The organism is Stenotrophomonas sp. TWI809, assembly GCF_039673205.1.
Classification (GTDB): Bacteria; Pseudomonadota; Gammaproteobacteria; order Xanthomonadales; family Xanthomonadaceae; genus Stenotrophomonas.
This window is the reverse complement of the sequence record NZ_JBDJLE010000011.1, coordinates 94,065-118,392: the sequence shown is the minus strand read 5'-3', so window position 1 is coordinate 118,392 and position 24,328 is coordinate 94,065. Positions and strand designations below refer to the sequence as shown.

Here is a 24,328-nt window from a genome sequence, read left to right as displayed (position 1 = left end):
CACGACGCACCCGCAGGTCCGCCTGGGCGAGGCAGTGCGCCCCCGGCACGAGAGATCTGCGATGTCCCTGTTCGAACGCGTCTTCCAGCTCCAGCAGCACGGCACCTCCGTGCGTACCGAGGTGCTGGCCGGGCTGACCACCTTCCTGACGATGTCCTACATCGTCTTCGTCAATCCGGACATCCTGGCCACCACCGGGATGGACCCGGGCGCGGTGTTCGTGGCCACCTGCCTGGCCGCGGCACTGGGTTCGCTGGTGATGGCGTTCGCCGCCAACTTCCCGGTCGGCATGGCCCCGGGCATGGGCCTGAACGCGTTCTTCGCCTTCACCGTGGTCGGCGCGGCCGGCCTGCCCTGGCAGCAGGCGTTGGCCGCCGTCTTCATATCCGGACTGGTGTTCCTGGCGCTGTCGCTCACCGGCGTGCGGGCCTGGCTGGTGGCGGGCATCCCGCCCTCGCTGCGTGCGGCGATCGTGGCCGGCATCGGGCTGTTCCTGGCGATCATCGCGCTGCAGAAATCCGGGGTGATCATCGCCAACACCGACACGCTGGTCGCACTCGGTCCGCTCAACACCGCGCCGCCGCTGCTGGCACTGGCTGGCTTCCTGCTGATCGCGATCCTGGAGGCGCGCAAGGTGCGTGGCGCGATCCTGATCGGCATTCTGGCCGTCACCGGCGCGGCGTGGCTGCTCGGTGACGTGCAGTTCCTTGGGCTGGTGTCGCTGCCGCCCAGCCTGGCCCCCACCTTCCTGCAGCTGGACCTGCCCGGGCTGCTGCACCACAACGGCGGCGCGCCGATCGCGGTGTTGCTGCAGGTGGTGCTGGTGTTCGTGCTGGTGGAAGTGTTCGATGCCACCGGCACGCTGTACGGCGTGGTCGGTCGCGCGGGGCTGCTGAAACTACCGGGCGCACAGAAGCGCTTCGGCCGCGCGTTGCTGGCCGACAGCACCGCGATCGTGGCCGGCTCGCTGCTCGGGACCAGCAGCACCACCGCCTTCGCTGAAAGCGCTTCGGGCGTGCAGGCCGGTGGCCGCACCGGGTTGACCGCGTTGGTGGTGGCCGCGCTGTTCCTGGCCGCGCTGCTGTTTTCGCCGCTGGCGGCGATGGTGCCCGGCTACGCCACCGCCCCTGCCCTGCTGTTCGTGGCCGGGCTGATGCTGCGTGAGCTGGTCGATGTGGACTGGGGCGACCTGACCGAATCGGTGCCGGCCGCCCTGTGCGCGTTGGCGATGCCGTTCACCTACTCCATCGCCAATGGCCTGGCCTTCGGCTTCATCGCGTATGCGGTGCTCAAGGCCGGCACCGGGCGCTGGCGCGAGGTGCACCCGGCGGTATGGCTGGTGGCCGGGTTGTTCGTGCTGCGTTACGCGCTGGAATGAGGGTGCGCCTACCGAGCTGCGGTCGGTAGGCGGCGGATCACGCCCAGGACGGCCGCAATTGGCCATCGGCGGCGAAGCGATAACGGCCTTCGTACCAGCCCAGGGCAAACAGGCTGAGCACCTGCTCGTAATAGCGCGGCGGCGCGGCGCGTTGCTGCTCCGGCGTTGGCAGGCCGGCCACCATCGCCTTTGCGCGGTCTGCTTCGCCCTGCGCCTGCAGGTAGGGCACCAAGGCGGCATGGAAGCCGTAGTTGCCGGTGCCCTCGCGCACGCCGGTGAGCGTGTTGACCTTCTCGGGTATGGGTTGGCCATCGCGCAGTACCGTCAGCGGGCCATGCAGGGCCTCCAGCACCGGACGGAAGCTGGGATCGTTGACCGCGGTCATGCCCGCCCACAGATAACAGCGGATCGCGTCGTAACTGCCCAGCGGGCCCTTGTCCGGATCGGCGATGAAACCGCCGTCGCGCCACGCGGTCCAGTCCGGCGCAAAGCCGTGCGGCGCGGTATCGCGCAGCAATCGAACGCTGTTGCCGATCACGGTCGTCCACGGCCCGGTCGGGTCCAGTGCGGCGAACCGGCGCAGCAGCGGCAACGGTACGTAGCTGGGATTGAAGCGCCAGGTATCTTCGGTCGCAAACCCATTCGGCCCCGGCAGCAGCATCGTGCCCAGGCCCGGCACATCCACCAGTTCCTGCACCTGGATCGCGGCCAGCATCGCCTCGGCGGTCTGCCGCAGCGCCGGGCGCTTCCACAGCCGCGCGGCTTCGTGCAGGGTGTAGGCCAGCCACACGTCCGAGTCGCTGGCGGGATTGTCGTCGAGCACCTTCCACGCATTGGCGGCGGCATCGCGCCCCCACAACCAGGCCGGCAGGCGTTGCGTCATGCTGCCACCGGCGAGGTTGTCCTCGGTCCAGCGCAGCAGGCGGTCAAACAGCGGCTGATCGTTGTCCACCAGCGCGAAGAACAGCGCGTAGGACTGGCCTTCGGAGGTCGAGCGCTGGTCGGCGTTGTTATGGTCGACCATGCGGCCGTCCGGGGTCACGCTGGAGGCGCGCATCACCTGCCACGCCGTCCACGGGCCGGGGCCACGTGCCGGACCATTGGCCGAACAGGCCAGCAGCGGGGTCACGGCCAGCGCCTGCAGCAGGCGGCGGCGCATCGGGTGGAACGCTCGGGATTCAGTCACGGGACATCAGCCTCTTCACAGCAGGAACCAGCCAAGCCTGCGGGACACCCGCAGCCAGGTAAAGCCTGGCAGCGGGCCGGTTATCAGCGCATGACGGTGATCATTCACCCGAGGCGTACGGCGAGCGCAGCGGCTGCGGCTGCTTGCCCAGCCCGGCGCCGAGGCGGTCGAGCAGGAAGCGCAGGTACAGGCTGGTGCCGAACTGTCGGTAGTCACGCGCGTTGTTGAACTCCATGCGCCCGCCCAGGAACAGCTGCGAGGACAGCTGCCATTCGGCGGCGGCGCTGAGGTTGTAGGACACGCCGGTCTTGGTCTGGCCGGTGTAGACCGGATCGACATACTCCGTGGTCAGGCCGAGCAGCGCGGCCATCGAGGCGGCCTCGTAGGCAGCCTGCTGCATCGCCGGATTGGTCGGGAAGTACGGCGCGGCCTCTTCCTTGAAGTGCTGTACGCCGACGCTGGTATCCAGCTGCCAGGCCACGCGGCCGCTGGACGTACGACCGTTCCAGTGCACCGGGAAGCCGACATCCACATAGCGCTGCGGGCTGAAGTAGCCACCGTGGCCGTAGGTGAAGCCGCTGAGGTTGCGGTCGTACTGCATCGCAGTCAGGTTCAGGCCGGCGGTCAGCGACTGGTTGGTGGTTTCCAGCGCGTGCACGTATACGCCCACACCGACTTCCTGGCGGTCGTTGTCGGCCACGTTCTCACCTTCCAGGCGGTGCCAGGACGCGCTGGCATAGCCGCCGAGCTGTCCGTTGTCGACGGTGGCGGCGAGCTTGGCGCCGCTGGCAGTCACCCCGCCCCAGCGCAGGCCGTTGCGCCCGTCTTCCACCCCGGCGAACGACAGCAGGCTGTCGGTCACGGCGCGGCGCGAGGCTTCGCCGGACCAGGTCAGCGCATCGCCGATCTGGCCGCGGTAGCCGATCCCGCCGACGATCTGGGTGTCATCGAAGCCAAGCGGCGTACTGCCCACATCGGCGCGGAAGCCACCACGTTCGTAACCCACCGAGACGCCGGCACCGCTGGCATCCTGCGAGCTCATCCGTTGCGAGCCGGCCGCATTGGCCACCATCGCGTACAGGGTGTCCTGGAAGGCCTGTGGGGTCTGCGATCCACCACCGCCCTGGGCGAGTGTCTTGAGCTGGGCCTGCTCGGCCGCAGTCAGCCCGCGCACCAGGCCGGCATTGCCCAGCACCTGGGTGGCGATGTCGCTGATCGGTGTGTTGGCCAGGTCACGGCTGAGGATGTAGCTCGGCAGCGGATCGGCAAACAGCAGCGCACGCGCGGCCGCCGCACGTTCGGCCTGGGTGAGCGAACCATCGGTCTGGTTGAACAGCTCCTGGTAACGGCCGTTGTCCAGGGCGCGGTCGTAGATCAGATTGCGGGTGGCATTGCTCTCGCCACGGGTCAGCAGCGTCTGGTACAGCGACGAGCCGACCAGGTCATCGACCGGTGTGCGGTCGGCGGCCAGTGCACCGGCCAAGGCGGCCTGCGGGCCACCGCCGAAGCGGCTGGCACTGGTGTATTCGGGATCGGGGCGACCGGCATCGAGCACGGTCGGGGTGACCGTGACCTTGAGCTTGCCATCGCCGACCGCGAACTGCCCTTCCAGCGGCACCTGCAGATCATCGAGTTGGCCCATGCCGGCTTCACCCGCGCGGGTGCGGTATGCCGCGCCGACCGCCAGGCTGCTGCTGTTCTCGGCCTTGAGCGCGCGCAGCTCATCGAGCACGCCGTTGCCAGTGGTAGCCGGCGGCAGCGGGCCAAGCGCGGTGTTGCGCGAGGCGCGCGGTGCGCTCGCCTGGCTGGGCACCTGGCGCGAGCCGGGCACGGGCAACGGCAGCGCGACACCGCCACTGGCCGCAGCCGTGGCCATGACCGGGTCCGGCAGGCCATCGGCATCGATCACCGGAGTGACGCTGGCCGGGCCCAGGCTCATGGCCATCGACGGACCGGCGTCCATCGGCAGCGGTTCGGCAGCCAGGCGTGCAGTGGCGGCCGGCAACGGCAGGCCACCGTCGCGCAGCGCCGCAGTACGGGTGACACCGCCACGGTTGAGCCCGGCGAACGGATTGAAACTGCCACCGCCTGCCAGCATTGCGGTGCTCGCCTGCGGGTAGCCATTGTCGAGCTGGCCACTGCCCTTCGCGGCGGCTGCCAGCGACGCGCGGAAGTAGCTTTCGGCGCGGCGGTTCTTGCCGGCCGCGCGATACACACGCCCTGCCGCCGCCAACACATCCGGCGATTCCGGTGCCTGCTTCAGCGCGCGCTCGAGATACTGTTCGGCCAGGTCCATGTCGCGCATCGCCGCGGCACTGCCAGCCGCGGCGACCATCGCATCCAGATCGCCCGGCGCCAACTGCAGCTGCTGCTGATACAGCGCCAGGGCCTGGCCGTTGTCGCCCGCGGCGGCATACAGCCGTGCCAGGGCGGCGATGTTGCGCGGGTCCTGCGGGCGCTCGGCCAGCGCCGGGGCCAACACCGCGTACGCGCCTTCAAGATTGCCGAGTTCGCGCAGCGCATCGACCTGGCGCAACACGTAGCCGCTGCGCAGATCGTTCAAACGGGTCTGCTGGCTCGCCGAGAGCGGCACGTCGGCGAGCTGGCGCAGGATCGCGGCGACTTCGCCGTCGCGACCGGCGCGCAGCAGCACCGAGGCATATTCCAGACGGTTGTCGACGCTGGGCGAACCGCCTTCAATCAGGCGCTGCGCGAGCACGAGGGCGCGCTGCTGGCTGCCGATGTCGGCGTAGGCACCGGCCAACGCGGCCACGATGGACGGATTCTTGACCCGGTCGCCGAGTGCAGCTTCGGCGCGGGCCAGCAGCAACTGCGCTTCGCCGCTGCGCTGGCGCTGCATGAGTGAGCGCGCCTGGGCGGCCTGCACCTGCACCCACGCGGTGTCGTGCAGCGCGGTCATTTCCGAATCACGCGAGGCGGTGGGAATGCGTTCGAGCAACGCATACGCGCGCGGCCAGTCACTGTTTTCCTGGGCGAACAGCGCCTGGGCATACAACGAGGTCGCCGAGCTGTCATCCAGCGCGCGCAGCCCCTCGATCACGCCGTTGGCCTGGTCGGGGCGGCCGGCACGCTTGTACAGGCGCGCCAGTTCCAGCCGCAGCCACGGATCGCGCGGCTGTACCAGCAGCGCATCTTCCAATTCGATCTGCGCCATCTCGATACTGTCCTCGGCCAGCGCCTGCTGTGCGCGGGCGCGGGCCAGGTTGGCACGCAGGACGGACTGGCCACCGGCGCTTTCCTGCTGGGCCGGGGTCAGCCGGTCGAACAACGCGGCCGCTTCATCGGCGCGGCCCAGGCGACCCAGCAGACCGACCAGGCCCTGCAGCGCACCGGCGTTGCCGGCCTCCAGTTCCAGTGCCTTGCGGTAGCTGCGTTCGGCCGCGACCGGATCACTGCCGCTCTGCAGGTCGGCCAGCGCGACGTAGCCGGCGGGCTCCTTGGGCTGCAGCGCGATGACCTGCTGCACGCGGGTGATGGCATCGCCGCTGGGCTGGCGACGCACCTCCTGCAGGGTCAGCCAGTAGCGCGCGGCATCGGCGGCACTGCGCCACTTGCCGTTGATCGCGGCGGCCGGGCGCAGCAGTTCATTGGCTTCACCAAAGCGCTCCTGGCGCAGGCGCACCGAGCCCAGCCCGCCGAGCGCCTCGGCATCACGCGGCCGCGCGCGCAGCACCTGCGCGAAGCGGGCTTCGGCCTGGGGCAGGTTGTTGCTGTCCAACGCGCGGAAGCCCTCGCCGAGCAGGCGCTGGTTCGGGTCCTGCGGCGCGGGACGGTTGGCGATGGCCTGCTCACGCAGCTGCGCCTGCTTGGCGGCCACCTCGCGATCGTTCGGCACCACCTCCAGGAAGGCCTGGTACAGCGGCGCATCGGCGTTGGTGGCGTTGAGCCACAGCAACGCCTGGCGCCAGGCCGCGCGCGCAGGACCGGCGGTATCGTTGGCCTGGCTCAGTGCGCGCAGCTGGGCGATACCTTCGCGCCGGGTCGGCTCGCGATAGGTCAGCACCTGGGCCAGCGCGAGCTTGGCCGGGTTGTTGTTGCCGGTGGCGATACGGCGCAGGCCGTCGCGGGCACGCGTCCAGCCTTCGGGCGTACCGGCGAGCACCTGGTAGTACTCCAGCGCCAGATCATTGGGCGGGCCGCCGGCACCGAACGCTTCGTCATAGGCGCGCACCGCTTCGACATAGCGACCGGCTGCCGCCGCGCGACGGGCGGTCTGCAGCTGGTTGCCACCTCCACCGCCGCCGAGCGCCATGCGCAGGCGCGTGGTCTGCGCCGAGGAGGGATGACGTGCCTGCAGCTGCTGCAGACGCTTCTGCGCTTCGGCACGGCGGCCCTGGTTGAGGTCGATCAGGCCCAGGCCGAGCAGCGCATCGGCCTGGTTGGGATCGGTCGCCAGCAGCTTGCGCCACGCATCGGCCGCCAGGTCCTCGCGGCCCTGGTCCTGCCAGTAGTTGCCCTGGCTGACCAGTTGCTGCGTCGATGACGCGTTCTGCGCAAAGGCCGGCACGGTCAACACGCACAGGCCGACCAGGCAAAGGGGTGTCAGGGTCTTGCGGAACATGGCGAACTCCACGCGGGCAGCAGTCGCCCATCGGCAGAAAAACGGTAGCGGCGATCCATCCAGCCCTTGCCGAACAGCACCAGGGCACGATCGTAATAGTTGAGGGTGCCGGCCGCGGGAATCCGCGCCAGCTGCACCTTGGCCAGCGCGGGCTGGCCGAGGGCACTGAGATACGGCAGCAGCGCTGCGGCAAAGCCCGGCGACGGTGCGCCGGTGCCAACGCCACGACGCGTCTCGATTTTCTCGGCGAAGCCGGCCTGCGCGCGCAGCAGCGATACCGGGCCGGACAGGCCATCGAGCAAGGTGCGTCGCAGCGGATCGGCCGGGTCGGTCATGCCCGCCCAGAGATAGCAGCGGATGGCATCGTAGCTGCCGGTCGCGCCCTTGGCCGGGTCGACCACGAAGGCCTTGCCGTTCCAGGCGATCCAGTCCGGCGCGAAGCCGACCGGTGCACTGGCGCGCACCATCGCCACGCTGCGCTCGGCCAGCCGCGCCCACGGACCGCGTGCATCGACGGCGGCGAAGCGGCGCAGGACGAACAGCGGCAGGTAACTGGGGTTGAGCGTCCAGCGGTCGGCCTGCACGAAGCCGCGGTTGCCCGGCAGCAGCATCGGTCCGAAGCCGGGCAGCTCGACGACTTCGGCCGTGCGCATCAGCGCCAGCGTCTGCCGGCCGGCCTCGACCAGGCCGGGGCGCTTCCACAAGCGGCCGGCTTCAAGCAACGCGTAGGCGATCCACACCTCACCATCGGAGGCGGTGTTGTTGTCGAGCACGCGGAACTGGCCATCAGCGGCCCGGCCCCACAGCCATGCCGGCAGATTGAGATCCGCGCGGCCTCGGCAGAGGTGGCGGCGGGTCCAGGCCAGGATCCGATCGAACAGGATCGGATCGTTGTCCACCAGTGCGAAGAACAGTCCGTAGGACTGCGATTCGGACGTACTGCGCAGATCGGTATTGAGATGGTCGACCACGCGGCCATCGGCCTCGATATGCCGATCGACGAACGCCCGCCACTCACGCCACGGCGTGCCACAGGCCTGCGCCAGGGCATCGAGCGGCAACGCGGCGGCAACACCGGCGGCCGCCAGCGCCTGCAGGAAGCGACGGCGCGGCGGCGCCGGCGCGGGGTCGGACGTGTCGCGCATGCTCAGCCGGACATCCCGATACGTGCCTTGGCATTGCGCTTGAGCAGCCAGCGCGCGATCAGCGCCAGCAACAGGCAGCCCAGGCCCACGAAGGCGGCCAGCAGCAGCGGGCTCTGCGAGAAGTACCAACGCAGCCAGGTCAGCGGCGGCAGGTGGCCGACGTAGTAACTCTGGTTACCGGCCAGGCTGCGCACCTTGTCTTTCTGCAGCAGCACCACGCTGCCCTGGAAATCACGCAGGCGGTCCGGATCGAACCACGCTTCGAACAGGCGGTTGACCTGGGCGGGGTCGTCGGCCATCACCGCCACCACGCTGCGGCCCTTGCGCAACGGCGATTCGAAGCCCATCAGCACGACGTCGCCCGCATCCGGACGCACCGAGACTTCGGCGGTGGTCGGCAGATCGGTGCGGCGTGCATCCGGCGACAGGAACGAGGGCATGCGTTCGAACACCCAGTCCGAGAGCTGCACGCGGCGCGACTGCCCCGCCTCGCCGATCGGCAGGTGCGCGGCCCATTCGCCGAACAGCGGCTGGCTGCGGCGCGAACCGAGCACCACCAGATCCTGGTCGGCATGCTCGCCGACCTGGCGCGCGGCGATGATGCGGTTGCGCAGCGCCGGGTAACCGGTCGAGGCACCCATGCGGCCAAGCAGGGTCAACACGTTGCCGACGTCATCGGCATTGGGGTTGTCCGGCAGCACCAGCACGGTCTCGGAGAGGTCGGCCAGCCGCGTGAACGGATAGCCGGCATTGCCGAAGGCGGCCAGGTTGGGCATCGCCATGTAGTGGTCGAAGCCGCTCAGATCGATGCTGGTATCCCCATCGATCGCCGCGGAAACATCCGGGAAGGTGTTCTTGCACTCGGCCGCCTGCGGGCGATCGAAGAAGAAGTGGAAGCGCAGCTGGCTGTTGGACGAGAACGGTCCGGTCGGCAGCATCACCTTCTGCTGGATCGGCATCGCGCCCGGCGCCTTGAGCTTGTTCCACAGCATGTCCGACACCGAGCGCGGTGCCGGGCGACCGTTCAACGGCAGCGTGGTGACGAAGGCATCGTTGATGCTGATGTTCAGCGCGGACTTGTCCGCGCCTTCGGGCAGCGTGTAGCGGTAGCGCAGGTCCAACGGAATGCCGTCGCGACGCCACACGAACAGATCCGGCGGCAACTGCAGGCCGATCCGGATCAGGTCCGGATGGTAGCCGACGACGTTCAACTCGCTGGTCTGCTGGACCAGCTCGGAAACGCGTACCGGGCGGTCACTCGGGATCCAGTTCGGTGCATCGTACGGCTTGCGCGGCGCGATCTCCTTGAAGTCGCCAATGCTCGCGGTCGGGCCGGACAGCGGCGCGCCCAGGGTCAATGCGGTGGCGGCGATGCGCAGTTCGCCATCGTCGCGGCCGAGCACCAGCAGCAGCTTGCCGTTGGCATCGTTGGGGTTGGCGATCACAGCCAGGGTCGGCCCACTGATGTCGGGCAGGACCAGGCCGGCGGGCGGGTTGCGCGGGGTCGCCACGACCACCGCGTTGCCCTCCAGCGGGACGGTATCGATCGAAGCGGGGAACAACGCGCCGCGGTAGCCGGCCAGCGCGCCAAACCAGGAGGAGACGATACCGGCCGACTGCAGCAGGCCCTGCCCCGGCTGCCCGGTGAACACGAACGGCAGCTCCAGCCGGTTGGTATCGCGCGCATCGAAGAACGGCACCGGCAGCAGCGACAGGTCATTGGTCAGCTGCAGCGGCGCCCAGCCCAGCTCCAGGTAGCTGGCGCGGTCGATATTGGCCCACAGGCTGGTGTGGTCGGGATCCTCGCACTCGCGCGTGTAGTGGCCGATCAACTGCAGGTTGATCCGGTTGTAGTCGATGATCATGCGCGGATCGATATCGATATCGCGCTCGATCATCCGCCCGGCCTGGTCGACCGGCGTCGGCAGGGTCGCTACGGTGACGTCATTGACGGTCACCTTCAGGTGCGACAGGTCGGGCAGCAGCGCCGGGGAATAGCTGTACTTGAGGTGCAGCGAGGCGCGATCGACGACCTGATCGTTGCGGATCGAGAACGGCACGCCAGCGGTGCCCTGGATGCCGCGCAGAGTGATCTCGTAATCGATGCCGAGCTGCTTGAGCGTGGCGCGGCTCTGCCGCGAACCAGCCGCTGGCGCGGCAGGCGGCACCGGCACTGCCGGGGCGGCATCGGCGGGTGCGGCGACGGGCGTGGCCGTTGCGGGTACCGCAGGATCCTGCGCGTAGACCGCGCCACACAGCAGGGTCAGGGTGAACGCCACCGCTGCGGCGGACGGACGCGGCACGCGCACCGGGCGGAACAGGGAACGGTCACGACGGGTCATGCGGAATCTCCGGTGCGCGGCGGGGTGGGGCCATCCTTGCGGCCTCCCGCAAGAACGAAACTGCCCAGGCGGTGGAAGCCGCGCATGCTGGCCTTGAGGACGTCGGTGGTGGAACGCAGGAAGGTATCGCGGTCATGGCGACCCCACAGCTTTACCCAGATATCGGCGCGGGCGAAGGTGGAGGTGACCAGCCAGCGCTCCTGTTCCAGGGTGAGCTCACCGAACTGGATGCTGATGCCCTGGTCGTCGCGGTCATGCCGCACTTCGGCCGGCAACCGCTGGCTGCGCTGGCGATGGGCCAGCTCGACCTCGACGCGTGTGCCCGGCTGTACCGGCTGCACCTGGTCCAGGCGGATCGCCATGCCACCGGTGGAGAAGTTCAGCGTGCGGCACGGCAGCGCCTGGCCATCAGGCAGATGCAGCACGGCGCGCATGTTCAGCGGCACGCGGTGCGCGCGGCGGATCTGGCGCTGTTCGCTGGAGGTGGCGATGACCGCGCCAAGCATGATCATGTTGTAGACGGTCCAGCCCAGGTTCAACCAGATCGTATTGACCTCGCCGCTGGTCTCGGCCATCACCATCCGCACGATGCCGGCGATCACGCCGGCCAGGTTCAACAGCAGCAGCAACAGGTACGGGCGGGCGATCTGCGCATCGAAGTAGCTGCGCTGGACCAGGCCGCCCTTGGCGGTGACGTTGAACTTGCCCAGCTTGGGGTTGATCACCGCCATCAGGGTCGGGCGCAGGATGTACCAGGCCAGCGTGGTCTCGTACACCTCGTTCCACAGCAGATGGCGATGCTTGCCCTGCACACGCAGGTTGGTCAGGTTGGCCATCACGATGTGCGGCAGCGCGTAGGCCAGGATCATCAGCGCCGAGGCGTGGATGACATGGGCGCCGAAGAACAGGAAGGCCAGCGGCGCGGTCAGGAAGATGATCCGTGGCAGGCCATAGAAGAAGTGCAGCATCGCGTTGGTGTAGCAGAGCCGCTGCACGAAGCTCAGGCCCTTGCCGAACATCGGGTTGTCCACCCGCAGGATCTGCGCCATGCCACGGGCCCAGCGGATGCGCTGGCCGACGTGCGCCGAGAGGCTTTCGGTGGCCAGGCCAGCGGCCTGCGGCACCGGGATGTAGGCGCTGCGGTAACCGGCGCGGTGCAGGCGGATGGCGGTGTGCGCATCCTCGGTGACGGTCTCGATCGCCACCCCGCCGACTTCCTCCAGCGGGCCGCGCTTGATCACCGCGCAGGAGCCGCAGAAGAAGGTCGCGTTCCACTGGTCGTTGCCATCCTGCAGCAGGCCGTAGAACAGCTCGCCTTCGTTGGGCACGCGGCCGAAGTTGCCCAGGTTGCGTTCGAACGGATCGGCAGAGAAGAAATAGTGCGGGGTCTGCACCACCGCCATCTTTTCGTCATGGAGGAACCAGCCCATCGACATCTGCAGGAACGAGCGGGTCGGCATGTGGTCGCAGTCGAAGATGGCCACGTAGTCGCCCGTGGTCTTCTTCAGCGCCGCATTGATGTTGCCGGCCTTGGCGTGGCTGTTGTTGGTCCGGGTGATGTACTGCACCCCGACCTCGTCGCAGAATTCACGGAATTCCTCACGGCGGCCGTCATCGAGCAGGTAGATGTTGAGCTTGTCGGCCGGCCAGTCCAGTACCGTCGCCGCCAGCACCGTGGTGCGCACCACCGAGAGCGGTTCGTTGTAGGTGGGGATGAACACATCCACGCTGGGCCACAACGACTGATCTTCGGGCAGCGGCATCGGCTTGCGGTGCAGCGGCCACGCCACCTGGAAGTAGCCCAGCACCAGCACGATGAACGAGTAGACCTCGGCGGCGACCAGGCCCAGGCCCAGGGTCAGATCGACGAAGCTGCTCATGCCCATGGTGTCGGTCAGACGCCAGTACATGTAGCGCGTGGACATCACCAGCGACAGGCCCATCAGTATCAGCGGGATCAACCGGTTCTCGCGGTTGCGCAGGCACAGGGCGATCAGGAACACCACCGCCGAGAACAGGAACTGCTGGCCGATCTCCATCGGAACGGTGACCACGAAGGCCAGCAGCATGGCGCCGCCGACCGCCAGCGCAAGCAGCGCCAGACGGGCCAGAACGGCATCCCCTCTCGGGGTGGAAGACTTGCTCATGATGTTCCCCAACACGGCCGCAGGCAGCGGCATCCCCTTGCATCAGCCGGCCCGTCGCCCCGCCCCGAAAGGGCGTGACGGACGATCACCGGCTACGTTTCAACCCTGGCGCAACCGGCTCAACGGGCTGTGCCCCGGCGTCGCGCTGCGCGCGCCCGCCAAGCGCTGGAACACCTGTTCCAACGGTGTTTTCTGTGCCGGTGCGGCACTGGTCGGTGTCTCCACCGGTGCAGCCTGGGCCGGCGCGATCACCGCTGCGGCACTGGCCACCGGCGGCAGGACCACGGCCGGAATCGGCGGCGGCGCCTCGTCGCGCGGCTTGGCCACCGCGCTGACGCGGGACTGGCTATGAGAGAAATCCCGGTAAGCACGCGTGTCATCGCGGTCCCCCAGACGGTTGAAGAGACCGGCCACGTCGTCGTGGCTCTCTGAATCGGCAGGTTGCTGAAGCTTGCTCATGGCACCATCGAAAGGGGGAGGGATTCAGAACACACGCGACAGCGTGTACGTGGCTACATCAGGATGATCGCTCTGCAGATAGCGCACATCCAGCACCGACATCATCCCGGCGGCGCGGAACCACTGCCGGTACACACCTTCGAGAAACCCGGTGTCCCACCCGGCGCGGGCGCCGAGCACCGCCGACAACGGCGAGGCGGCATGATGGATGCGCACCTGTTCGGGCGCTTCCTCGAATACGACCAGCCCCCACTCCGTCGACGACCACACGGCGTTGGCCGCATGCTGCAGTTCCTCCAGCGTCGCCACCGCCGGCAGCGCATGGTCACGGCCGAAGCGCTCACCGATACGCGCCATCAGCCGGGACAGCTCGGCATCGGGCAACGCACTGTCGAACTCTTCGCAGAGCGCAAGCAGGAAGCCGCGCCACTGAGGAGAGCACGAATGGGCACGGTAGTAATCAAGCAATGCTGATGAATTCATCTGGAAAGCCTAGACGAACCACGATGCAGAGGCGGTATACGGGCAATTACCGGCATCGATGTCGGTCAAAAGTGTGAACTACGCCTCACAATATTGTGGCACATCTGGCTTTCCTGCATAGCGAGCGCGCTGCGTCGCTTCCTGACGCGCCGCGTCACCCGCGGCCAGTGGGCTGAACGGAAACGTGGAATGCCCGAGGTCCCGGGCGGCCGTGACGGCACCCCGTGGCGTCGCCCCTCCCCGGCAGGGCGGGCGAAAAAGTGTGACGCCGCGGCGTATCCACCGCCCGGCCGCAACGCTCAACCCTCGGCCGGCAACTCGAACACCTGGCGCAGATACGCCAGATACCCCGGGTCATCACACATGCTCTTGCCGGGTGAATCGCTCAGCTTGGCGACCGGCTGGCCGTTGCAGCGGACCATCTTGATGACGATGTTGAGCGGGGTCGGGCCCAGGTCATTGGTCAGGTGTGTGCCGACCCCGAAGGCCACCTGGCAGCGGCCGCGGAAGTAATCGAACAGCTGCATCACCTTTTCGATGTTCAACCCGTCGCTGAAAACCAGCACCTTGCTGCGTGGGTCCACCCGGCGGCTCTCAAAGTGGGCCAGCATGCGGTCGCCCCAGGTGAAGGGGTCGCCGGAATCATGGCGGACGCCGTCGAACAGCTTGCAGAAGTACATGTCGAAGTCGCGCAGGAAGGCGTCCAGCCCGACGACGTCCGACAGCGCGATGCCCAGGTCGCCGCGGTACTCGCGCGCCCAGGATTCCAGCGCCGCCACCTGCGAATCGCGCAGGCGCGGGCCGAGCGCTTGGAACGCCTGCAGGTACTCATGGGCCATCGTGCCGTGCGGGGTCATGCCGTACAGCCGGGCGAAATGCACGTTGCTGGTGCCCACGAACTGCGCACCGAGCGCGTCGCGCAGCATGGGCAGCATCCGCCCGTGCCACTCGCGCGAGTAACGGCGGCGGCTGCCGTAGTCGGCGATCCGGCACAGCTCGAAGCCGGGGGTATCGCGCAGCAGCGCGGTCTTGGCCTGCAGGCGGCGCTCGCCCTCGCTGAAATCCGAGTCGGTGGTGTTGCGGAACCAGACCTCGTTGATGATCGCCAGCAGCGGAACTTCGAACAGGATGGTGTGCAGCCACGGCCCGGTGATGTCCAGATCGATCTCACCGGGTACGGTGGTCGAGGGGCGCAGCGCGATGTACTTGCGGTCCAGGTGGAACAGGCCGAGGAAATCGGCGAAATCCGGTTTGACGAAGCGCAGGCCGCGCACGTAGTCCAGCTCTTCGGCACTGAATCGCAAGCTGCACAGGTGGTCGATCTCGGCGTTGATCTGGTCGATGAACTGCGCCAGGTCGATGCCCGGGGTCCGGCACTTGAACCGGTACTGCACCTGCGCGCCGGGGTACTGATGCAGCACCGCCTGCATCATGGTGAATTTGTACAGGTCGGTGTCGAGCAGGGACTGGATGATCATGCTGGGGATTATGCGCCCGCCACCGGGTACGGCCAACGGCCGGTGCCCGCAGCGTGGAATGCGTTCACGGCAGGTATCGCCCCGGTGCCGAAGCGAGTGCGCGGGCCTCTACCGGCGGCGGAGCAGACGCGGCACCTGCGCCAGCGCATGCGCCCAGATCGCGCCCCACACGGCACAGCGCACCGGCCAGGCGCGTTGCGGCGCCTCGAATTTCCGGAAGTAGCGCCACAGCCCCCGGTGCTTGTGCCATTCCACGAAGAACGGCCGTGAGCGGCTGGAGACACCGCGTACATGGGTGACCTGCAGGTCGTTGGCGATCGCGATCACCGCGCCGGCCTCGCGTGCGCGCCGGCACAGGTCCAGATCCTCGGCGTGCAGGCGATAGCCCGCATCCCAGCCGCCGATCCGGTCGAACAGCGCGCGCGGCATCAACAGCAGGGCGCCGGACAGGGCCGGCACGACCTGCAGCGGCTGGCTGCGGTCAACCGGGATCGCCAGCTTGCCGCCCTGCCCGGGGTTGCGCAGCATCGCGGCGAAATCCGGGTCTCGGCGGCGCACCGCATCGTCCGGGCGGCCGTCTTCGTCGACCTGTTCCACGCCCAGCAGGCAGTCACCCAGCGGCAGCGCGCGTTCGCGCAGCAGGGCCAGGGTATCGGGACCGACCATCAGGTCCGGGTTGATGAAGGCCAGCCAGGGTGCCTGGCTGTCGGCCACGCCCTGGTTGTTGGCCGCCGCAAATCCGGGGTTGTCCGGATTGGCGATGAAGCGCACCCGCGGATCGGCGCTGGCATGGCGCTGCACGATCTCCAGGGTGCCGTCGGTGGAATCGTTGTCGACCACGCGGATTTCAGCGATGTCGCGCGCCTCGCGCAGCCGCAGAAGGCAGGCGTCCAGCGTGCTGGCGCTCTGGTAGCTGACGATGATGGCGGCGATGGCAGGGCTCAAACGGGCGGCTCCGGGGCGGCAATGACAGGCGGCGCGAACAGATCGCCCTGCGCCTTGGGCATTATCGCCTGCCGGTGGTGTTGCTGCAGGTCGTGGCGTGCCTGCTGCAACGGATCAGCCATCAGAAAGCCGGCCAGCCGCGGCGGCCAGGCCGGCCAGCGCGTCGCCAACGCCTCCATGTCGCCCTCGCCGGTCACGCCTTCGGCCACGCGGGCGACGAAGGCGGTCTCGCACAGCGCGTTGCGCCAGCCGAGCCCGGCCATGCGCAGGCTGAGGTCGATCAGCGCCGCGTTCCACGACGCGTAGCTGTGCATGTCCAGCCCGCCGGCCTTGCGCCGGGCATTGCCGCGCAACAACACAGCGTGGGTCACCGCCGAAGGCAACTCGGGATGCAGCGGCGGCATCGCCGCGCAGGCCTGGGCCAACGGCACCAGGTCCAGATCGTCCGGCAGCGGATTGATCTCGCCCAGGCGCGGCCAGGCGGCCGTCTCACCGGCATTGCACCACGGCGTGGCCGAGCCGATCGAGGCATCGCGGGCCAGGCAGGCCTCCAGCTGCTGCAGCCAGCCCGGTGCCGGGATCGCATCCGGGGCGAGCACCACCACGTCGGCGCCGGTACACGCGGCGAGCATTTCATCCAGATGAGCGACTTCGCCGATCGCCCGGGCACGGCGGGTGTACTCGGCCTGCAGCGGCGTCTGTGCCAACCAGTGTTCGATCACGGCCTGGGCGCGCGGGCCGGCCTGGCCATCGTCGGCCAACCAGATCGCCGTACCGGGCGCGGTGCCGGCATCGAGCGCGGCCAGGCAGCGGTCCAGCGCGGCATCGTCGACCCCGATCGGCAACAGGATGACCGTACTCATGCCGACCTCTGCGTGCTGCCGTCTTCGCCGTGTCGCTGTGTCATCGCAGGCTCCCTTGGGCGCGGCCAGCGTAACAAGATCGGCCCCTGCGGTGACAGCAGGGGCCTGGCATCGCTCAGCGCTTGCCCTTGCGCTCGGGGAACGGCTCCATCGCACGGAAGCGGCTGCTGTACTCGTCGGTCAGGTTCCGCGACTCCTGTGCGTTGCGCACGATGGTCGGGGTCAGCAGCACGATCACTTCGGAGCGTTCGGACTTCAACGTCTTCCGGCCAAACAGCGCACCGATCACCGGCAGCTTGCTCAGGCCCGGAACGCCACTGGAGCCGTCTTCGCCGGAATCGGTGATCAGGCCGGCGAGCATGATGGTGTCACCGCTCTGCACCGCCGCTTCGGTGGAAATCTTGCGGGTATTGATCGGCGGGTTGCAGGTGGTGCGGGTCGGGTCGCAGCCGCTCGGGATCGCGCCGGCCGAACTGACCTCCTGCACGATGTCCAGGAACACCACGCCATCGCGGGTGATGCGCGGGCGCACTTTGAGGATCACGCCGGTATCCAGGTACTGGACCTGGCTGTAGGTGTTGTCGCCGCCCACGCCGGTATTGACCGACACCGAGTTGATCGGAATCTGGGTGCCCACATTGAGGGTGGCTTCGGCGTTGTTGCGCACGAACAGCGACGGGGTCTGCAGCAGACGCAGGTTGCTGACCTTGTCCAGCGCGCTGACCACCGCGGCGGCGTTCTTGCCGAGGAAGGTCCAGCCGACCCCGTCACTGCCGACCGAGCCGGAAATGCTGCCCCAGATCGAACGGCCAAGCGCGCTGGGCAGGTCGATGCCGCTCTCGGTCTTGCCGGTGGCCACGGCCTGCTCGAAGAACCAGTTCACGCCGTAGCTGAGATCGCCGGTCAGCGCGACCTCGGCCACCTGCGCTTCGATGTGGACCTGCATCGGCATCACGTCGAGCTTTTCGATCACCTCGCGGATCGAGCGCCACGCCTGCGGGGTGGAGCGCACCAGCAACGTGTTGGTTTCCTCCACTGCCGAGACACCGACCGTATCGCCCTGCACCTCCAGGCTGAAGCTGGCGTTGCCGGACTGGCGCTGCGGCAGGCTCATCGTGCCCTCGCCCAGCCCACCGCGGCTGCTGCCGTTGCTGCTGCCGGTGTTGGAGAAATTGCTGTTGCTGTTGCCATCGCGGCTGCCGATGTCCATCGGCGACGCGCCCGGCGCCAGCGAACTGCTGCCGCGGCCGCCGCGGCCGTTCTCATTGGCGAAGGCCTCGGCCAGACGCTCGGCCAGGTCCTTGGCCTTGACGTAGCGCAGCTCATAGGAGAACAGCCGCGCGCTGCCACCGGCGGTATCGATGCGGTCCAGCCACTGCTGGATCTGGTCGAGATAGCGCGCCTGCGGGGTGATCACCAGCACCGCGTTGGCATTCTCCAGCGGCAGGAAGCGGAACATGCCGGCGCTGGGAGTTTTACTTTCCTCGCCGAACACCTTCTCCAGATCGGCGGCGACCTGCTCGGCCTTGCCGGACTGGATCGGGAACACGCCCACGGACATGCCCGAGAGCCAGTCCACGTCAAAAATCTCGACCGTGCGCAGGTAGTTCTCCAGTTCGCTGCGGGTACCGCCGAGGGTGATCACGTTGCGGCCGTTGTCGACGTTGACGATCGCGTTCGGGCGCGCGTACGGCTCCAGCACTTTCTTCATCTCGGTGGCGGAGATGTACTGCAGTGGCACCACGCGCACTTCGAAGCCACGCGCATTGGCCGGCGAGGCGGTGCTGGGGGATACGGTGCCCGCCAGCGCCTGGTCGGCGGCCACGATGTTGTAGCGGCCTGCGCTGTAGACCATGCGTGCGTTGTTCCAGCCCAGCACCATTTCCAGCAGGTTCAAGGCCTGCGCCGAGGAGACCGGCTTGGGCGTGGCCAGGGTCACGGTGCCCTGCACGCCCGGCGCGATCACATAGTTCTGGCCGAGGAAGTCGCCGAGGATCGCCTTGACCACGGCGTGCACCGATTCGCCTTCGAAGTTGAAGGTCGCATTGCCGGTAGAGGCATTGCCCAGCGACGGCTGCGGCGCCGCGGCGGCGCTGCGGTTGATCATCGTGCCGGTGCCGCGGCGGATCACCGCCTGCGGTGCACTGCTGGTTCCCAGTGGCTCGGCATCGACGCCTGCGTGGGATCCATCACCGGCGACCACCTGGTAGCTGTCGAGGACCGCATCGCGGCGCACCTCCGGCGCGGGCACGGTGGTGCAGCCCACCAGCAGGGCGACAAGGAAAGACACGGGGAAAAGGCGCAGGGTCATGCTGTCACTCTAAGGGTTGTGGCCGGAGCCGCCCGCGGGCGGTTGCTGCGACTGCTGTTGCTGTTGTTGCTGCAATTGCTGGCGGCGCGCCTGGATGCGTTCGCGGATCGCCTTCATCTGGTCTTCGCTGGGGCCCTGCGCGTTCTGCGCGGGGGCCGCCGCATTCGAGGGCGTCCCTGCCTGCGCCGCAGGGGCTGCGGCCGGTGGGGGCGCGGGCATCGGCGCCGCCGCGCCGTTGATCGGTCGGGCGCCGGTACCGGCCGGAGGAACGCTCGTGAGCGGCGTGGCGCCCAGCACGGTGGGGGGCTCGCCGCCCTGCCCGTTGAACACCGGCAGTTCCAGCGTCTGGGTGCCACCCGGCCCGCTGACCGTGGCCCGGCGTGGTTCCAGCGCCAGCAGCTGCCAACCGTTCACCGCCTCACCGTTCAAGCGCAACCGCAGCGACTGGCGCTGATCGGTGGTCAGGATGGCCATGGCGAAGTCAGGCGTGAGCAGTACGCCGGTCAGCGAAACGCTGCTGGCGGTGCCCTGCTCGGTGCCGCCGAGCAGATACGGGCGCGGCTGCCGGTCTTCGGCGAACAGCGGCCGCGCACCGATCTGTGCGTACGTGCTGGCCGAGGCCATGCGCTCCGGTGCGGCCGGTGCCAGCTGCGGCAACGGCCCGGGGCCGATATCGCCATCCGTGGCCGGCGCGATACGGCTGCCCAGCCCGAACAGCGTGGCGATCCAGATCGCCAGTGCCCACAGCGCGATGCCCCCCAGCCACCAGGTGCGCAGGCCGGCTGCTTCAAGCTTCATGCTCGACCTCCTCGGCAGCGTCCGGTGCCGGCGCGGGTTCGGCCGCATCGCTGGGCAGGGCCGCACCTGGGTCAGCGTTCTGCCCAGCGTCCTGTCCCGCCGGCAGCGGAAGGGGGGGCGGCACCGGCGCACCAGGCTCCAGCGCGGCGCCCGGGCGCAGATAGCCGACCAGTTCGAACGACACGTCCAGGCCGGTGCCGGTTTCACTTGGCGATTGCTGGAAGCGCTGCGCCAGCAGATTGAGGTTGTCCACGAACAGGCGCGGCGTGCCGGTCTCCAGCGTGTGCAGCACCGCGGCCATCTCCGGCACGCCGCACCGCAGGCGCACCTGCAGGGCCACGCGCGGGAAGGCCGGTTCGCGACTGGCATCCGGCAGTGGCGTGCGATTGCTGATCGTGCAGCTGCGATTGCCCGGGCTGGCGGAGGCCACCGCATCCTGCAGGCGGCTGGAGAGCGCGGCAGCCGCCGATTCGGCCGTGGCTTCGCGCAGGAAGCCGGGGCGGCCCTCGAGCGCCGTCTGCACCTCGCTCAGTTGGGTAGCGATCTGGCCGCGCTGCGCCAGCTGCGCCTGCACACGCTGCTGACGCTCCTGCACCGTTGCGATGTCGGCATGGATCGCCAGCAGCGGGCGGGTCAACCACGGATGCACCAGCAGCAGGTAGGCCACCGCGATCACCGCCAGCAGCAGGCCCAGCGCCAGCCAGCGATCACGGCGCGTCGGTTGTGCTGCCATCGGCAACCTCCTTGGCAGGCGGCATCGCGCCGGGCAACGGCTGCAGCTCGGCAGTCAGCGTGAAACGGTCGCGGCCGCTGGTCGCCCCATCGGCCTGCAGCACGCCGGTCAGGTTGACCTTGCGCCACAGCGGCGAGTCCTGCAGCAGCGGCACCAGTTGCGAGGCTTCGCGGCTGAGCCCGATCAACTGCAGCGTGGTGCCCTCGATCGACATTTTTTCCAGATAGGTGCCATCGGGCAGCAGGCGGGTAAGTTCATTCCATATCTCCACGGTGCTCGCATGCTCGGAACGCTTGCCCTCCAGGAACGCGGCGCCTTCCACCAGACTCTGCAGTTGCTGCCGTTCGGCGGCAACCCGCCGCGCATCACGCGCGGCGGCATCGACCTGCTCACGCAACTGGTCTGCCGCGGCCTGGCGATTGTCGATCAACTGATGGCCGGCCAGCGCAAGCAGCACGACCGCGCCCACGGCCAGCAGCCAGTTCCAGCGCGCCATCGGGTCGCGATACGGCTGCCGCTGCGCGACCGGCAGCAGATTGACGTCCAGCGGCTGGCCAGTGGCATCCACCGCATCGACGCCGGCCACGGCCTGCGCCCACGGCCCGGCCTGCTGCGCCCACTGCTCCAGCTGCACGCGCGGGATCACCACCAGCTCGACCTGCAACTGGCCATCCGGCAGCGCGCCCAGCTCGCGCACGTCGTAGCTGACCTGGCTGGCATCGAAGGGGGTTTGCCGATCAATTTCAAAACCGACCACATCGCGCAGCCGCTCCGCGGCCGCCGCAGGCAGCCGCAGCGGGCGCCGCAACACGCTGCCGGCGGGCAGCAACCAATGCCGCGGCAAGCTGCGCAGGCGCGCGTCCAGCACGGTATCCAGGGTGTCCGGCGATACCGGCCAGGGCAGTTCGGCGATCGCCTCGATCTGCTCGCCCGTCTGGCGCTGCAGGCGCAACACCTCACCATCGCGCTGCAACAGCAGCCGCGAGCGCGACCAGCCCATCGCCCATTGCCACCGCACCGGCAGCCAGGCCAGCAACGATTGCCGCCACCAGCGCAGGCTGCTGCCCACGCCAGGCGACAAGCGCCCGCGGGCCCGCACCAGACTGTCACGCCATGCCGTCATCTTGCTGCCATTCCCTGTTCCCAGCGAAGTACTGTGTATGCCGTTCCCGGCGTGCCTGCCGACCCCATCCTCACCACGGCGCGCAGTACCGATATCCGGCCGCGTTCGTCCGTGGCGCGACTCTCGATACTATAGGTGCCGCTGCCACCTGCAAGCGGTGCGGTCGGTAATCCCGCGTCATCTGCCGCCGCCGCACGCTCGCGCTCGGCCAGCAGGCGTTCGGCGTCCAGCCCCAGCGCGGTCAACACCGGGCCAGCCGCGAAGCGCGGATCGGGCCGCGCCTGGCGGCTGTACAGGGTCAGCATCGGCTCGATCCGCGCATACAGGTCCGCCTCCATGCCCAGCACGCGCTGCAGCTCGCCCACGGTCTCGAAGCGCGCGTTGCGTGCGCCATACGGCAGGCCGGCCGCGACGTAATCCGGCGTCTCCGCGCCACCACCAGGCTGTTTGAGGCTGTCGGCGTCGCGCCAATCGACGATGGCACCGGCCAGCTGCTGGGCGCGGCCAGGTTCCTCTCCCATTGCACGAAGGAAGGCGGTGAGGAAGCTGGCATCGGCCAGATTCAGATTCACTTTGCCGTTCTCATCCAGGATCGCCAGATCGATCCGGCGGTCATCGAAGCTCCACCGGTAGCGGCGGCCATCGGCCACCCATGCCGGCTGACTGGCGCGCGGCTGCAGACGATGCAGGGCATATTCGAGCCCCGCGCGCGCGTATTCCTGGCCGATGGCATCATCGCCAATCACGCGCTGCTGCATGTGCTCCACGCGTGCGCTCAGCGCGAATGCGCCGATCACCGCCGTGAGCAGCGCGATCAACCACAGCACCAGCACCAGCGCGGCACCGCGCGCCGGCCTCATCGGCCATCTCCGCGCGGTGGCGGGAGCGCCGCGATCATCGGTGGCCACGCCGGCCCCTGCAGCGGGACGATCTCGATCGAGACCAGCAGCGGCAGGCGGCGGGTGTCCTCCCAGCGGTCCAGCCATTCGGTCAGCTGGCCGGTGCGCGGATCGGTACCGCGATAGCGGAAGCGCACGTCGCGCAGCTGATCGGCCAGCATTTCCGGCGGCCGCGGTGGATCTTCTTCGATCGCCTCGCCGTTCTGCAGCAGGGTCAGCCCGACCTCCAGCTGCTCCTGCCCACCCGCACGACGGACCTGCAGCTCATGCGCATACGGCCCGCCCCGGCCGAGGTAGCCAGGCAGATCGGAGACAAACAGCATCCGCTGCGGCTCGCCAACGAAGTACACCGGGTCGCGGGTGGGATCCGGCGGCGAGGTCGCGATGACCAGCGCGGTCGACAGGCGACGCCGCAGAAAGCCTTCGACCGCGCGCATGCGCTCGTTCTGGGCGGCCATGCGCTCGCCGCGCTGGCTGATCGCCATGGCCGAGCGCACGGTGGCGAAGGCCAGCGCCAGGCCGCCGACCAGCAGCGCGGTCGCCAGCAGGATTTCGATCAGGGTGAAGCCGCGGGCACGGCGCGCGCGCAGCGTCATCGCGGGGTGCCCGGTACCGGCGGCAACACGCGCAGGCTGCGCCATTGCAACTGCTCGCCGTTGCCTTCGCCCCAGCGCACCTGCAGGGTGATCTGCGCCAGGGTCGGGCCGCCAACATCGGTGGCCACCGGCGCGGTGGTCGTGCGCGGCTCCGCGTACGGTTCCACCTGCAATCGCCAACGATACTTGCCCTGCTCCCACTCGCCCTGTGTGCTGCCCTCCTGCAGCGGAGCCTCCACGCCGGTACTGGCCAGCAGCGACTGCGCATACAGCGTGGCCCGGCTGCGCACGTCGGCCTGACCGACCTGACGCGCCGCACCGGACAGGCTGCCCAGCAGCAGGGTCAACGCCAACGCCAGCAGCGCGAAGGCGATGATCACCTCCAGCAATGAATAGCCGCGCTGACGCTTCATCCGCCCTCCCGGCGCGGACCGGCACGGACTTCGCCGGTGATCCAGCCGACGTGGATCTCCCACACCGCGCCGCGCGTGCTCAGGTCGATGCTGCCGCCACTGGCCGCGCCGTCGGCGAAGAAGGCGATGCTGCCCTGCCCCGGCGCGGTGCTGAGCTGGCTCGCCCCGCGGAACTGGACGTCCAGCGCGGCGGGAATCTGCCCGTGGCGCCCATTGGCGGCCTGCCACGTCCTGGCACGCGGGTCGATCACGAAGCGCTGGGTCTGGCCGGTGGCGATGGCCTGCGTGCGCGTGTAGCGCAGCTGGGTGGCGATTTCCTTGCCGGCGTTGCGCAGGCGCATGCCGTCGATGCCACCGTTCATCGCGGTGGCGGTCACCACACCGATGATGGCGATCAGCGCCACGACCAGCAGCATCTCCAGCAACGACAGACCGCGCACACGGGTG

Annotated in this window: 19 protein-coding genes; 1 reads left to right on the top strand and 18 read right to left on the bottom strand. The window is 68.8% G+C overall.

Going from position 1 to position 24,328, the window contains the following annotated elements; translation table 11 throughout:
- Positions 1-61: 61 nt before the first annotated feature.
- Positions 62-1,378, top strand: a complete 1,317-nt coding sequence (locus tag ABE472_RS10665) for an NCS2 family permease (protein ID WP_346466159.1) — start codon at positions 62-64, stop codon at positions 1,376-1,378.
- A gap of 37 nt (positions 1,379-1,415) precedes the next feature.
- Here ABE472_RS10665 and bcsZ (ABE472_RS10660) read toward each other — a convergent pair whose 3' ends face one another.
- The 18 genes from bcsZ (ABE472_RS10660) to ABE472_RS10575 all read right to left on the bottom strand — a co-directional run bounded on the left by bcsZ (ABE472_RS10660) (position 1,416) and on the right by ABE472_RS10575 (position 24,297).
- Positions 1,416-2,564 (bottom strand): cellulose synthase complex periplasmic endoglucanase BcsZ, encoded by a 1,149-nt coding sequence (bcsZ, locus tag ABE472_RS10660; RefSeq protein WP_346466158.1) that lies wholly within the window; start codon positions 2,562-2,564, stop codon positions 1,416-1,418.
- Positions 2,565-2,664: 100 nt separating this feature from the next.
- A complete protein-coding gene (locus ABE472_RS10655) occupies positions 2,665-7,146 on the bottom strand; it encodes a cellulose synthase subunit BcsC-related outer membrane protein (protein WP_346466157.1) in 4,482 nt (1,493 codons plus the stop codon).
- A complete protein-coding gene (gene bcsZ, locus ABE472_RS10650; RefSeq protein WP_346462879.1) occupies positions 7,128-8,291 on the bottom strand; it encodes a cellulose synthase complex periplasmic endoglucanase BcsZ in 1,164 nt (387 codons plus the stop codon). The genes ABE472_RS10655 and bcsZ (ABE472_RS10650) overlap by 19 nt, the downstream gene beginning before the upstream one ends.
- 2 nt (positions 8,292-8,293) lie before the next feature.
- Positions 8,294-10,633: a cellulose biosynthesis cyclic di-GMP-binding regulatory protein BcsB gene (gene bcsB, locus ABE472_RS10645; RefSeq protein ID WP_313220001.1), complete on the bottom strand. Its 2,340-nt coding sequence runs from the start codon at positions 10,631-10,633 to the stop codon at positions 8,294-8,296.
- Positions 10,630-12,780 carry a UDP-forming cellulose synthase catalytic subunit gene (gene bcsA, locus ABE472_RS10640; RefSeq protein WP_346466156.1) on the bottom strand — a complete coding sequence of 717 codons (2,151 nt, stop codon included), beginning with the start codon at positions 12,778-12,780 and terminating at the stop codon, positions 10,630-10,632. Before bcsA ends, bcsB begins: the two co-directional genes overlap by 4 nt.
- Positions 12,781-12,879: 99 nt before the next feature.
- A complete protein-coding gene (locus tag ABE472_RS10635; RefSeq protein WP_313209269.1) occupies positions 12,880-13,239 on the bottom strand; it encodes a hypothetical protein in 360 nt (119 codons plus the stop codon).
- 24 nt (positions 13,240-13,263) lie between these two features.
- Positions 13,264-13,722 carry a cellulose biosynthesis protein BcsD gene (bcsD, locus tag ABE472_RS10630; protein ID WP_313209267.1) on the bottom strand — a complete coding sequence of 153 codons (459 nt, stop codon included), beginning with the start codon at positions 13,720-13,722 and terminating at the stop codon, positions 13,264-13,266.
- A 299-nt stretch (positions 13,723-14,021) separates the two neighbouring features.
- Positions 14,022-15,200: a nicotinate phosphoribosyltransferase gene (pncB, locus tag ABE472_RS10625; protein ID WP_346462881.1), complete on the bottom strand. Its 1,179-nt coding sequence runs from the start codon at positions 15,198-15,200 to the stop codon at positions 14,022-14,024.
- A 108-nt stretch (positions 15,201-15,308) separates the two neighbouring features.
- Positions 15,309-16,145 (bottom strand): glycosyltransferase family 2 protein, encoded by an 837-nt coding sequence (locus tag ABE472_RS10620; protein ID WP_313209263.1) that lies wholly within the window; start codon positions 16,143-16,145, stop codon positions 15,309-15,311.
- On the bottom strand, positions 16,142-17,008 hold the full coding sequence (locus tag ABE472_RS10615; protein WP_346466155.1) for a glycosyltransferase: 867 nt from the start codon (positions 17,006-17,008) through the stop codon (positions 16,142-16,144). The genes ABE472_RS10620 and ABE472_RS10615 overlap by 4 nt, the downstream gene beginning before the upstream one ends.
- 115 nt (positions 17,009-17,123) lie before the next feature.
- Positions 17,124-19,319 (bottom strand): type II secretion system secretin GspD, encoded by a 2,196-nt coding sequence (gspD, locus tag ABE472_RS10610; RefSeq protein WP_346466154.1) that lies wholly within the window; start codon positions 19,317-19,319, stop codon positions 17,124-17,126.
- Between the two features lie 9 nt (positions 19,320-19,328).
- Complete coding sequence (locus ABE472_RS10605) at positions 19,329-20,117, bottom strand: hypothetical protein (protein ID WP_313209257.1); 789 nt, start codon at positions 20,115-20,117, stop codon at positions 19,329-19,331.
- Complete coding sequence (gspM, locus tag ABE472_RS10600; protein ID WP_346462884.1) at positions 20,107-20,856, bottom strand: type II secretion system protein GspM; 750 nt, start codon at positions 20,854-20,856, stop codon at positions 20,107-20,109. Before gspM ends, ABE472_RS10605 begins: the two co-directional genes overlap by 11 nt.
- Positions 20,825-21,973 carry a PilN domain-containing protein gene (locus tag ABE472_RS10595; RefSeq protein WP_346466153.1) on the bottom strand — a complete coding sequence of 383 codons (1,149 nt, stop codon included), beginning with the start codon at positions 21,971-21,973 and terminating at the stop codon, positions 20,825-20,827. Before ABE472_RS10595 ends, gspM begins: the two co-directional genes overlap by 32 nt.
- Positions 21,970-22,833, bottom strand: a complete 864-nt coding sequence (locus tag ABE472_RS10590) for a type II secretion system protein GspK (protein ID WP_313209251.1) — start codon at positions 22,831-22,833, stop codon at positions 21,970-21,972. Before ABE472_RS10590 ends, ABE472_RS10595 begins: the two co-directional genes overlap by 4 nt.
- Entirely contained in the window at positions 22,830-23,468 is a 639-nt protein-coding gene (locus ABE472_RS10585; protein WP_346466165.1) for a type II secretion system protein J, read from the bottom strand. The genes ABE472_RS10590 and ABE472_RS10585 overlap by 4 nt, the downstream gene beginning before the upstream one ends.
- Complete coding sequence (locus ABE472_RS10580) at positions 23,465-23,881, bottom strand: prepilin-type N-terminal cleavage/methylation domain-containing protein (protein ID WP_313209247.1); 417 nt, start codon at positions 23,879-23,881, stop codon at positions 23,465-23,467. The genes ABE472_RS10585 and ABE472_RS10580 overlap by 4 nt, the downstream gene beginning before the upstream one ends.
- The gene (locus tag ABE472_RS10575) at positions 23,878-24,297 is read right to left on the bottom strand and encodes a GspH/FimT family pseudopilin (protein WP_313209325.1); all 420 of its coding nucleotides are present in this window, start codon (positions 24,295-24,297) and stop codon (positions 23,878-23,880) included. The genes ABE472_RS10580 and ABE472_RS10575 overlap by 4 nt, the downstream gene beginning before the upstream one ends.
- Between the last annotated feature and the right edge of the window lie 31 nt (positions 24,298-24,328).